Source organism: Tistrella mobilis KA081020-065 (assembly GCF_000264455.2).
GTDB classification, from domain to species: domain Bacteria; phylum Pseudomonadota; class Alphaproteobacteria; order Tistrellales; family Tistrellaceae; genus Tistrella; species Tistrella mobilis.
Genome location: NC_017956.1, coordinates 396,273 through 407,500 on the forward strand (window position 1 = coordinate 396,273; position 11,228 = coordinate 407,500).

Sequence of the window (11,228 nt, forward strand, 5' to 3'; positions counted from 1 at the left end):
TCACTGGTTTATCCCAGGTTTGCGCTTCGGGCCGGTGGGCCCGCCATCCCAGCCCTCCCCTTGCACTCGGGCGCGACGGGGAGTAGGGTCTGCGCAATTCGGCACCGCAAAAAAGACAGGGTGCGTCCGCTGCGCACCGCCATCCGGCCGGGCCGGCGGCGATGATGTCCGCATTGACGGCTGCCTGCCCCTGCCCCACCTTGAAACTCACGCGGGTGCCGCCCGCATCCTGACCCTGCGACCGGAGCGATCGAGACAGCCGATGGCGCGCCAAACGTCCAACAGCAGCCGCCTGCACCTCTACGACGTGAACGCCGGAGAGGCCGGAGGGTCCGGTGGCGGCCCCACCGGCGGATCCGGCGACTATGCCGGTGTCGGCGCGCTGTTGAAACGCGAGCGCCTGCGCCAGGGGCACGACATCGCCCAGGTCGCCGACCAGCTGCGCATCCGCCGCCTCTATCTGGAGGCGCTGGAGGAAGGCCGCTATGCCGAGCTGCCGGCGCCTGCCTATGTGATGGGCTTCCTGCGCTCTTACGGCGCCTTCCTCGGCCTGGATGTGCCCGAGTTGCTGCGTCGCTACAAGGCCGAGGGGCAGCATGTGCCCCAGACCAACACGCTCGATTTTCCGACGCCGGCCGAAGAAGGCCAGATGCCGCGCTTCACGGTGATCGTGGTCGCCGTCGTACTGGCCGTGATCGCCTATGGCGGCTGGCGCTATTTCGGCGAGACCCCGAACCAGATCGCCGATACCGTCGCCGAGGTGCCGGCCTATCTGCTCCAGTCGGGCGGCGAGGGGCGTGATGCCGCCCAGGTCGGTGCCGGCACGACGGCCGGGCAGACGGCCACCACGGCCGACGACCGCGCCGCTGCCGAGGTGACCGACCGCCAGACCGACGAGGCCGAGACTGCCGATGCCGCATCCTCGGCGGCGGCACCGGTCACTTCGTCGCCTGCAGCCCCGGCACCCACGACCTCGGCACCCACCGCTCAGGCACCCACCGCTCAGGCACCCACCGCTCAGGCACCCAACCCTCGGGCCCCCACGACCTCGGCCCCCGCAGCGCAGGCCCCGGCGCCTGCCGCGGCTGCGCCGACTGCGACTGCCCAGGCACCTTCTCCGGCTCCTTCTGCATCGGCCCCGTCTGCGTCGGCTCCTGCGGCCCAGGCTCCGGCAGCTCAGGCGCCTGCTGCCCCGGCCGCATCGACGCCGGTACCCGCGGCGCCGGCCTCGGGCAGTGGCATCCGTATCGTCGCCACCGCCGACAGCTGGCTGCAGATCCGTGCGCCCGGTGGTGGCACCGTGTTCAGCCGCATCCTGCGGGCCGGCGAGACCTACGACCTTCCGCCCGAGGCGGTGGGCGCCAGCATGATCACCGGCAATGCCGGCGGCATCGAGATCCAGGTTGATGGCCGCACACTGCCACCGCTTGGCGCGGCCGGTGTCGTGAAGCGCAACATCGTCCTCGACCGGCAGGCGCTGCAGGCCTCGGCGGGCTGAGCGGCCGGGGGGGGCTCTATCCCCGGCCCCGCCGCCCTGGCCCGGCTCCATGAGGCTTGCCGGACATGGCTGCGGCTGATAAGTCCTTCAACGTCCGGCATCCGCGGCCGATCTGCCGTCCGCGGGCCATGATCAGCGACGGAAGCCATCATGACCGTCAGAGCCTATCGCCATATCGAGCGGCGCCAGAGCCGCAAGATCCGGGTCGGTCCGGTCGAGGTCGGTGGCGACGCACCGATTTCGGTGCAGACCATGACCAACACCCAGACCCCGGATGTGGACGGCACGCTCGATCAGATCCGTCGCGCGGCAGAGGCCGGTGCCGATATCGTGCGGGTGTCCTGCCCCGACGAAGACTCGACCGCGGCGCTGAAGCAGATCGTGGCCGGAAGCCCGGTGCCGATCGTTGCCGACATCCATTTCCACTATCGCCGCGCCATCGAGGCGGCCGAGGCGGGGGCGGCATGCCTGCGCATCAACCCCGGCAATATCGGCTCGGCCACCCGCGTGCGCGAGGTGGTGAAGGCGGCGAAGGATCACGGCTGTTCGATCCGCATCGGCGTCAATGCCGGCAGCCTGGAGCGGGAACTGCTGGAGCACTATGGCGAGCCCTGCCCCGAGGCGATGGTCGAAAGTGCGCTCAACCACATCCGCATCCTTGAAGAAAACGACTTCTTCGAAACCAAGATCAGCGTGAAGGCCTCCGACGTCTTCCTGGCGGTCGCGGCCTATCAGGGCCTGGCGGAGGCCTGCGACTACCCGCTGCATCTGGGCATCACCGAGGCGGGTGGTCTTCGCTCCGGTACGGTCAAATCCTCGATCGGCCTCGGCATGCTGCTCTGGTCGGGCATCGGCGACACCATCCGGGTCTCGCTCTCGGCCGATCCGGTCGAAGAGGTGAAGGTCGGCTACGACATCCTGAAGAGCCTGGGGCTGCGCCGGCGCGGGGTGACCATCGTGTCCTGCCCCTCCTGCGCCCGGCAGCGCTTCCAGGTGATCGACACGGTCGCAAAGCTGGAAGACCGGCTGGGCCACATCACCGTGCCGATCTCGCTGTCGGTGATCGGCTGTGTGGTCAACGGTCCGGGCGAGGCGCGGGAAACCGAGATCGGCGTCACCGGCGGCGGCGGCCATCATCTGGTCTATATCAACGGCGCGCCCGACCACAAGGTCGGCGACGACCGGCTGATCGACCATATCGTCGAACTGGTCGAGGCCCGCGCCGAGGCGATCGCCGCCGGTGACACCGCCATGACCACGCTGAAGCGGAAGGTCGCGGCCGAGGGCTGACCCCGGCGACCCTGCACCTTTCCTTCCCGGACATCCCAGAACCTGCCTGACGGAGACCCCCAGCCTTGGCCAAGCTGCAGCCGGTGCGCGGCACCCACGACATCCTGCCCGACGAGATGCCGCGCTATCGCAATGTCTTCGATGCGGTGGCCCATGTCGGCGCCACCTATGGCTATGGCGAGATCGCGACTCCGATCTTCGAATTCACCGAGGTGTTCAAGCGCACCCTGGGCGACACGTCGGACGTGGTGACGAAGGAGATGTACACCTTCGCCGATCGCGGCGGGGAGGGGTTGACGCTCCGCCCCGAGGGCACGGCCGGTGTCGCCCGGGCGGTCATTTCGGGCGGGCTGCTGCAGCAGGTGCCGCTCAAATATTTCTACCGCGGCCCGATGTTCCGCTACGAGCGCCCGCAGAAAGGCCGCATGCGGCAGTTCCACCAGATCGGTGTCGAGCTGCTGGGCGTGCCCGAACCCAGCGGCGATATCGAAGTCATCGCCCTCGGCGCCGATATTCTCGACCGGCTGGGCGTGCTGGGCGACACCATGCTCGAGATCAACACGATCGGCGACATGGAGAGCCGCAACGCCTATCGCACGGCGCTGGTCGCCTATCTGGAAGGCCATATCGACCGCCTCTCCGATGACAGTCGCGAGCGGCTGCACCGCAATCCGCTGCGGGTGCTGGACAGCAAGGATGCGGACGACCGCGAGGTGGTGGCGAACGCGCCGCGCTTCGATGACTACCTGACGCCCCATGCCGCCGATTTCTTCGCGGCAGTCCTGGCCGGGCTCGACCGGCTGGGCATCCCCTATCGCCGCAATGTCTATCTGGTGCGCGGGCTCGACTATTACTGCCACACCACCTTCGAATTCGTGACCGACCGGCTGGGCGCCCAGGGCACCGTGCTCGCCGGCGGCCGCTATGACGGGCTGATCGGCCAGATGGGTGGCGCCGAGACCCCGGGCGTCGGCTGGGCGGCCGGCGTCGAACGGCTGTCGCTGCTGGCCGAGCCGCCGGCGGCCACCATCCGTCCGGTGGCGCTTGTGCCGCTGGGCCCGGCTGCCGAGGCCGAGGCGATGGTTCTGGCGCACCGGCTGCGCAAGGCCGGTGTCGTGGTCGATCTCGGCTACGGCGGTAACCTCAAGAAGCGCATGAAGCGCGCCGACCGTGTGGGGGCCGCCCAGGCGGTGATCTTCGGTGATGACGAGCTTGCCCGCGGTGCCGCCCAGCTGAAGAGCCTGGATGATGGCGCCCAGACCGAGGTGGCGCTCGCCGATCTCGTCGACCGCCTGGCCGCGCGGGGCTGACCCTCAGGTCATGTCGCTTCAGGCCAAGCTCGATCAGGTCCTGCGCCGCCATGAAGAGCTGGCGGCACGGCTCGCCGACCCGGCGATTGCCGGGTCGGGCGATTATGTGCGCCTGTCCCGTGAATTCGCCGGGCTGGACGAACTGGCACAGGCCGTGCGCCGGCAGCGGGAGGTGGCGCGTGAACTGGCCGAAGCGCGTGTGATGGCCGGTGATCCGGCCGCCGATGCCGAGATGCGGGCGCTGGCCGAAGAAGAGTGCCGGAGCCTCGAGGCCGAGTGCCAGGCGCTGGACCGCTCCGTTCGGGTGATGCTGCTGCCGCGCGACGAGGCCGATGACCGCAGCGCCATCCTTGAAATCCGTGCCGGCACCGGTGGCGAAGAGGCGGCGCTGTTCGCAGCCGATCTCTTCCGCATGTATCAGCGTTACGCCCAGGAGGCCGGCTGGCGGGTCTCGCTGCTGCAGGCGACGGAGAGCGACCTCGGCGGCTTCCGCGAAGTCGTGGCCGAGATCGAAGGGGCGGGCGTCTATGGCCGGCTGAAATTCGAGAGCGGCGTCCATCGGGTGCAGCGTGTGCCCGAGACCGAGGCCCAGGGCCGCATCCACACCTCGGCGGCGACGGTCGCCATCCTGCCCGAGGCGGAAGAGGTCGACATTGCCATCGATCCGGCGGACCTGAAGATCGACGTCTTCCGGGCGAGCGGTGCCGGCGGCCAGCATGTGAACACCACCGACAGCGCGGTTCGCATCACCCATCTGCCGACCGGCATTGTGGTGGTGCAGCAGGACGAGCGCTCGCAGCACAAGAACCGGGCCAAGGCGCTCAAGATCCTGCGCGCGCGGCTGTTCGAGCAGGCCCGCGATGCGGCGGCCGAGGCGCGCGCGGCAGAGCGGCGCGGCCTGGTCGGGTCCGGGGACCGGTCCGAGCGGATCCGGACCTACAACTTCCCCCAGAACCGGGTCACGGATCACCGCATCGGCCTCACCCTCTATAAGCTCGACAAGGTGGTGGCGGGCGAGGCGTTGGGCGAGCTGATCGAGGCGCTGGTGACCGAGGATCAGGCCGCCCGGCTGGCGGCTTTGGACGAGACCGGCGCATGAGTCCGGCCGGGGGCGGTGACGCAGATGCCCTGCGTCGGATGCTGACGGCCCGGCTGGCCGACGTCGCCGGCGCGGATGCCGGGCTGGAAGCGCGGATGATCGTGGAGCGGGTGACGGGGCTGGATGCGGCCGGCCTGCTGACCCGCGGCGACCAGCCGGTTTCGCCTGATGCGCGTGCCGCGGCGGAGGCTATGCTTGCCCGGCGGCTTGCGCGTGAGCCGCTGTCTCAGATCTTCGGCACCCGCGGCTTCTGGACCATCGATCTGGATGTCACCGCCGACGTCCTGACCCCCCGGCCCGACACCGAGACCCTGATCGAGGCCGTATTGGATTTCGTCGACACCGATGGCCGCGGCCGCGGCCATCCCTGGCGGATCCTGGATCTGGGCACCGGTTCGGGCTGTCTGCCCGCGGCCCTGCTCACCGAACTGCCCGAAGCGCGGGCGGTTGCGGTCGATCGTTCCGAGGCTGCCGCGCGGGTGGCCCGGGGCAATCTGGCGCGAATTGCGCCCGACCGCGCGGCCGTGGCCGTCGGCGACTGGGCGACGGCGCTTTCGGCCGCACCCGGCCACGTATTCGACTTGATCGTGTCGAACCCGCCTTATATACCTACCAATGAAATCCGGGCCCTGGATCCGGAGGTTGCGCGGCACGAGCCACATCTTGCCCTTGATGGCGGTGATGATGGTCTCGAGGCATATCGGGTGCTGGCACCCGTGATTGCACGCCTGCTGCACCCCGAAGGGTTCGCATGTGTGGAAGTCGGACGAGGACAGGCGCGGGATGTGGAGCGCCTCTTCGGCGACCTGGGATTGACGACATCCGTAAGGAATGATCTGGGCCGTATCGGACGCTGCGTGACCGCGCGGCATGCCGCAGCGGTGGCGCCCTGAGCGCTGCGAGCCTGCGCCCGACCCGCGGACGGTCCTGATCCTGGCGTGATGGCCCTGCGGAGAGGGCACGCAAGCATTTGCCACCTGGCACATCGACGGCCGGTTCGGCCGTAACACCGAACAGATAGGACGGCTTGGACTGACATGAGGAACGGCCCGAATTCCAAGCGGACGCGCATGGGACGGCAGCAGGGCGGTGGCGGCGGTGGTGGTCGCCCCCGGCCGCAGCAGCCGGTCAACCGCAACCGGATCTTTGAGAGCAACGGCCCTGCCGGCAAGATCAAGGGCAACTTGTCCCAGGTCATCGATCGCTATCTGGCTGCGGCCCGTGATGCGTCGAGTTCGGGCGACCGGGTGCTGGCCGAAAGCTGCCTGCAGCATGCCGAGCACTATCTGCGCCTGATGAACGGCACCCAGGACGAGAACCGCACCGACCGGAGCCCCGTTCAGGACCGGTTCTCGCGCCCGGGGACCGAAACGGACTCCGACGAGGACGAGACCGAGAGCGGCGACGCCGAGGGTGAAGACGAGGCCGCCGAGCCGGCGGAGCGCCCGAACCGGGGCGACCGCTATGAGCGCGGCGATCGTAGCGACCGTTTCGAGCGTGGCAGCCGTTTCGATCGCGGGGACCGTGATCGGGGAGACCGCGCCGAGCGTGGCGATCGGCCCGAACGCGGTGATCGGCCTGAACGTGGCGATCGCTCCGAGCGCGGCGACCGGCCCGAGCGTGGCGACCGGCCCGACCGGGGTGATCGCGATGACGAACGCGGTGGTCGCCGTCGTCGCGGCCGTCGCGGCAATCGGGGCGAGGGCCGCGATGAGCGTGACACCGAGCGCGGTGGCGAGAGCGATCTGTTCGGTGGCGAGCAGCCGCGTGAACGGCGCCCGGCCGGCGATCTGACCCCGGCGCCGCAGCCGGTTGCCGAGCAGCCGGCCCCGGTGGCCGAAAAGCCTGCACCGGTTGAAAAGCCTGCGCCTGCTGTTGCGGCACCGGTTGCCCCGGCGCCCGCCGCTCCGGCCCCTGCACCTGCCGCTCCGGCGCCTGCCACGCCGGTGCCCGTTGCTTCGGCACCCGTCGCTTCGGCACCGGCGGCCGAACAGCCGGCCGAGCCGGCACCTGCCCCGCGTCGCCGGACCGCCAAGGCCGCCGAGACTGCGGCAGCCGAGGCCGGAGAGGCCGAGGCGCCCAAGCCGCGCCGCACCCGCCGGACCAAGGCCGAGATGGCCGCGGCCGCGGAAGCGGCTGCCGCCGAAGGGGCTGCACCGGCCGAAAAGCCGGTCCGCAAGCGTGCGACCACCACCCGCACCCGCCGCAAGGCGAGCGAGGATGAGGGCGAGGCCGGCTGACGAGCCCGGCCGGCTGCCATTGCTGCCTGAACGAACGCCGCCGTCGGGATGACCGACGGCGGCGTTCGTGTATCCGGGGGCAGGTCTCCGTCCTGCGTGGCTCAGCGAATGATGATCGGATCGCCGGCGCGGATCGTGCCGGGGCGGGTCACGACGGTGAAGACGCCGAATTCCTTGTGGCCCTGGGTCGAGGAGAGGGCCGGCAGGACCTCCAGATCCCGGATGGCGGTGCCCGGGCGGACATGGGTGGCGGCACAGCGAATGACCGGTGCCACCGCCTCGACGGCGACCTCGCCGATTTCGATGGTGCGGCCGATCAGGTCGCGCTCGATCCAGGGCTCGCCGAAATCGGCAACCAGGTTGTTGCGGAACCGCAGCGGATCCAGCGCCTCCGGCGCAAGCCCCATGGCGTGAGCCAGCGCCCGGCCGCTCGCCAGATTGGTGATCGAGAGCATCTGGCGTTCCTTGTCGGTGAACGAACCCGTCCCGGCCTTGACCAGCATCGGCGCCTTGGCCGGGGGCAGGTCCAGATGACGCGCGACCAGCTGGCCGGCGCGGACCGCGAAATCCGGATCGTCGCCCTGGCCGGCGATGGCCTCGCCGTCGGGCAGGGTCAGCACCAGCCGGTCGGTTTCCGTGTCGTAGCGGCAGGCGATCGCGGCCATGCGCGGTTCGGTCACCATCACATGAAAGGCGGCCTTCGGGCGCCATTCGGGCTGGAGCGGATTGGGCTGGGTGCCGATCTTCGCAAAGGCGAAGCGGCGGTCGGCGGGCAGGCCGGCACCAGTTTCCAGCCGGGCTTCCGAAAGCCGGTCCACGGACAGGCTCTTCACGGGGAAGCGGTTGATGTCGATCAAGGCGCCGTCGGCCATCCCTCGGTCTCCTGGAAGGGCAGGTCAGATCCGCATCATAGCGATGCATGAAGATGGTGCGAGGCGATCTTGCACGACTGTTGCCGGTTCACCACATGGGATGTGGGCCGGGGACAACCGGTCCGCCCGGCGGCCGGCCGCAGCAGCGGAGGATCGCCGGGGCAGGTCGGTCGGCGCCGTCGCCACGAAAGCCAGGGACGCGCGCCATTCCATCGGACGATCGTCGAGGGACGCCACGGCATGAATATCGAGAGCTATACCGATCGGGCAAAGGGTTTCCTCCAGGCGGCCCAGCAGCTGGCGCAGGGCCGGGGGCATCAGCAGTTCACGCCCGAACATCTTCTGAAGGTCCTGGTCGATGACGAGCAGGGCGTGGGGCTGGGTCTGGTGCAGGCCGCGGGCGGTGACCCCGCGAAGCTGCGCGAGGCGGCCGAGCGCGCGCTCACCCGCCTGCCCAAGGTCGAAGGCAGCGGTGCCGGCCAGCTTTATCTGGCGCCGGATACCGGCCGCGTGTTCACCGAGGCCGAGGCCCTGGCCAAGCGGCTGGAAGACGAGTATGTCGCGGCCGAGACCCTTCTGCTCGCGCTCGCCCTGGTCGACCGGACCGAGGCGCAGAAGGCGCTGGCATCGGCCGGCGTCAAGCCGCAGGCGCTGGAGGCCGCGATCCGCGACATGCGCAAGGGCCGCAAGGTCGACAGCGCGCAGGCGGAGCAGGGCTATGACGCGCTCAAGAAATATGCCCGCGACCTCACCCAGGCGGCGCGGGACGGCAAGCTCGACCCGGTGATCGGCCGCGACGAAGAGATCCGCCGCACCATCCAGGTGCTCAGCCGCCGCACCAAGAACAATCCGGTGCTGATCGGCGAGCCCGGCGTCGGCAAGACCGCCATCGTCGAGGGGCTGGCGCTGCGCATCATCAATGGCGACGTGCCCGAGAGCCTGCGCAGCAAGAAGGTGCTGGCGCTTGATCTGGGGGCGCTGGTCGCCGGTGCCAAATATCGGGGTGAGTTCGAAGAGCGGCTGCGCGCCGTGCTGCAGGAGATCGATGCGGCGGCGGGCGAAGTGGTGCTGTTCATCGACGAGCTGCACACCCTTGTGGGGGCGGGTGCAGCCGAAGGCTCGATGGATGCCTCCAACCTTCTGAAGCCGAAGCTGGCCCGGGGCGAGCTACGCTGCATCGGTGCCACCACGCTCGACGAGTATCGCAAACATATCGAGAAGGATGCCGCACTCGCCCGGCGCTTCCAGCCGGTGATGGTCGAAGAACCGACGGTGGCCGAGACCATCTCGATCCTGCGTGGCCTGAAGGAGCGCTACGAGCTTCATCACGGCGTGCGGATCACCGATGCCGCGGTGGTGGCGGCGGCGACGCTGTCGAACCGCTACATCACCGACCGTTTCCTGCCCGACAAGGCGATCGACCTGGTCGACGAGGCGGCGAGCCGGCTGCGCATCGAGATCGAGAGCAAGCCCGAGGCGATCGACGAGCTCGACCGCCGGCTGATCCAGCTCAAGATCGAGCGTGAGGCGCTGAAGCGCGAAAGCGATCAGGCGTCGAAGGACCGGCTGGTCAAGCTGGAAGGTGAGATTGCCGGTCTGGAGAAGCAGACCGCCGACATGACTGCGTCCTGGAAGGCCGAGAAGGGCCGCCTGGAAGGTGTGCAGAAGCTGAAGGAGGAGTTGGACCAGCTGCGGCTGGAGCTTGCCAACGCCCAGCGGCGCGGTGACCTGGCCAAGGCCGGTGAGCTGGCCTATGGCCGGATCCCCGAACTGGAGCGGAAGCTGAAGGCAGCCGAGGAGCAGGTGAAGAGCCGGCTGCTCGACGAGGCGGTGACCGACGGCCATATCGCGGCGATCGTCTCGCGTTGGACCGGCGTGCCGGTGGACAAGATGCTGGAAGGCGAGCGGGCCAAGCTGCTGCGCATGGAGCAGGTGCTGGGCGAGCGCGTCATCGGCCAGGCAGAGGCGGTCGCGGCGGTCTCCGAAGCGGTCCGGCGTGCCCGTGCCGGGCTGCAGGATCCTCGCCGGCCGATCGGCTCCTTCCTGTTCCTTGGCCCGACCGGCGTCGGCAAGACCGAGCTGTCGAAGGCGTTGGCGCAGTTCCTGTTCGACGACGACGCGGCGCTGCTGCGCATCGACATGTCGGAGTTCATGGAGAAGCACGCCGTCTCGCGGCTGATCGGCGCCCCTCCGGGCTATGTCGGCTATGACGAAGGTGGTGTGCTGACCGAGGCGGTGCGTCGGCGTCCCTATCAGGTGATCCTGTTCGACGAGGTGGAAAAGGCCCATCCGGACGTATTCAACGTTCTGCTGCAGGTTCTGGACGACGGTCGGCTGACCGATGGTCAGGGACGGACGGTCGACTTCACCAACACGGTCATCATCCTGACCAGCAATCTGGGCGCCGAGGTTCTGGCGGGCCAGGAGCCGGGTGCGCCGGCCGAAGACGTCCGGGCGCAGGTGATGGCGGTGGTCCGTGCGGCCTTCCGTCCGGAATTCCTCAACCGGCTGGATGAGATTATCCTGTTCCACCGGCTCGGCCGCGAGCATATGGGCGGGATCGTCGACATCCAGATCACCGATCTGGTCAAGCGGCTGGCCGAACGGCAGATCGGCTTCGATCTCAGCCCTGCCGCCCGCGACTGGCTGGCTGATGCCGGCTATGACCCGGTCTATGGTGCCCGGCCGCTGAAGCGGACCATCCAGCGCGAGGTGCAGAACCCGCTTGCGCGCATGGTGCTGGAAGGCCGGCTGCCCGAGGGTTCGACGGTTCGGGCGGATGTCCGGGACGGCGCGCTGGTCTTCGAGACCAGCACGCCTGAAGCGGCGGCGGCCTGATCGGCATCCCGGGACCAGACGTAAAGAAACCCCCGCCCGAGCGATCGGGCGGGGGTTTTTCGTTGCGGTCCGGGCGGGCGC

Annotated in this window: 8 protein-coding genes; 7 read left to right on the forward strand and 1 reads right to left on the reverse strand. The window is 69.3% G+C overall.

Going from position 1 to position 11,228, the window contains the following annotated elements:
* The first annotated feature begins 262 nt into the window (after nucleotides 1–262).
* From TMO_RS01915 to TMO_RS01940, 6 genes are all read left to right on the forward strand, one after another.
* Nucleotides 263–1,498, forward strand: coding sequence for a helix-turn-helix domain-containing protein (locus tag TMO_RS01915; protein WP_014743896.1), 1,236 nt, complete (start codon nucleotides 263–265; stop codon nucleotides 1,496–1,498).
* A gap of 150 nt (nucleotides 1,499–1,648) precedes the next feature.
* Nucleotides 1,649–2,788, forward strand: a complete 1,140-nt coding sequence (gene ispG / locus TMO_RS01920) for a flavodoxin-dependent (E)-4-hydroxy-3-methylbut-2-enyl-diphosphate synthase (protein ID WP_014743897.1) — start codon at nucleotides 1,649–1,651, stop codon at nucleotides 2,786–2,788.
* Nucleotides 2,789–2,853: 65 nt separating this feature from the next.
* Nucleotides 2,854–4,098, forward strand: coding sequence for a histidine--tRNA ligase (gene hisS, locus TMO_RS01925; protein ID WP_014743898.1), 1,245 nt, complete (start codon nucleotides 2,854–2,856; stop codon nucleotides 4,096–4,098).
* 10 nt (nucleotides 4,099–4,108) lie between these two features.
* Nucleotides 4,109–5,197: a peptide chain release factor 1 gene (gene prfA / locus TMO_RS01930; protein ID WP_014743899.1), complete on the forward strand. Its 1,089-nt coding sequence runs from the start codon at nucleotides 4,109–4,111 to the stop codon at nucleotides 5,195–5,197.
* The gene (prmC, locus tag TMO_RS01935) at nucleotides 5,194–6,090 is read left to right on the forward strand and encodes a peptide chain release factor N(5)-glutamine methyltransferase (RefSeq protein ID WP_014743900.1); all 897 of its coding nucleotides are present in this window, start codon (nucleotides 5,194–5,196) and stop codon (nucleotides 6,088–6,090) included. The genes prfA and prmC overlap by 4 nt, the downstream gene beginning before the upstream one ends.
* A gap of 177 nt (nucleotides 6,091–6,267) precedes the next feature.
* Nucleotides 6,268–7,437 (forward strand): DUF4167 domain-containing protein, encoded by a 1,170-nt coding sequence (locus TMO_RS01940; RefSeq protein WP_014743901.1) that lies wholly within the window; start codon nucleotides 6,268–6,270, stop codon nucleotides 7,435–7,437.
* 101 nt (nucleotides 7,438–7,538) lie between these two features.
* Here the strand turns inward: TMO_RS01940 and TMO_RS01945 are convergent, their stop codons facing one another.
* Nucleotides 7,539–8,309 (reverse strand): MOSC domain-containing protein, encoded by a 771-nt coding sequence (locus tag TMO_RS01945; protein ID WP_014743902.1) that lies wholly within the window; start codon nucleotides 8,307–8,309, stop codon nucleotides 7,539–7,541.
* Nucleotides 8,310–8,549: 240 nt separating this feature from the next.
* On the opposite strand from TMO_RS01945, the gene clpB reads away from it, so the two are divergent.
* A complete protein-coding gene (clpB, locus tag TMO_RS01950; protein WP_014743903.1) occupies nucleotides 8,550–11,147 on the forward strand; it encodes an ATP-dependent chaperone ClpB in 2,598 nt (865 codons plus the stop codon).
* Nucleotides 11,148–11,228: the final 81 nt, after the last annotated feature.